The organism is Bartonella gabonensis (assembly GCF_903679515.1).
GTDB classification, from domain to species: domain Bacteria; phylum Pseudomonadota; class Alphaproteobacteria; order Rhizobiales; family Rhizobiaceae; genus Bartonella; species Bartonella gabonensis.
Window position 1 is genome coordinate 1 of record NZ_CAHOYM010000117.1, and the last position, 525, is coordinate 525.

The 525-nt window shown below is 64.0% G+C and carries 2 protein-coding genes; both read right to left on the reverse strand.

The window, feature by feature from the left end; genetic code table 11:
- A partial coding sequence (locus tag HWX04_RS08920; protein WP_175869638.1) for a VOC family protein occupies positions 1-215 on the reverse strand: 215 nt, incomplete at its 3' end.
- A 12-nt stretch (positions 216-227) separates the two neighbouring features.
- Positions 228-525, reverse strand: a 298-nt coding sequence (locus tag HWX04_RS08925) for an ArsR/SmtB family transcription factor (RefSeq protein ID WP_175869639.1), incomplete at its 5' end; no start/stop codon positions are given.

Consider the following 525-nt stretch of genomic DNA (forward strand, 5'->3'; position numbering starts at 1 on the left):
TCCAGCTCCTCGGCCTCATCCACTTGGAAGCCCAGGTGGTCCAGGCCGGCTTTCTCGCCTCGCGTCGAAATGGCGAAGTTCACCCGGGGCTCATCCAGCATCCACTTCGCGTAGTCGCTTTCCACGCGGGCGGGCTCGGCACCAAACAGCTGGGAATAGAACGCGATGTTCTTGGCCAGATCGTCGACGTGCATATGGACATGGAAGCGTTTCATCGTGGACTCCGTTCAGCAGTTGCAGGGCAAGGCATCCACCGTGGCGCATGCGGCGCCCTGGCAGCAGTTTTCGGTAAGGTAGGCGAGCAGGTCGTTCATCGCCGCAAAGGACGCCCGGTACAGCACATTGCGGCCCAGGCGCTCCTGGCTGACCAGCTCGGCATGGGACAGCTCCTTGAGGTGGAACGACAGCGCGTTGGGTGCGATACCCAACTGTTCGGCCAAGGCGCTGGGCGTAAGCCCCGCAGGGCCGGCGACTACCAGGGCGCGGAAAACGCGCAGGCGCGCTTCATGGGCCAGGGCCGAAAGC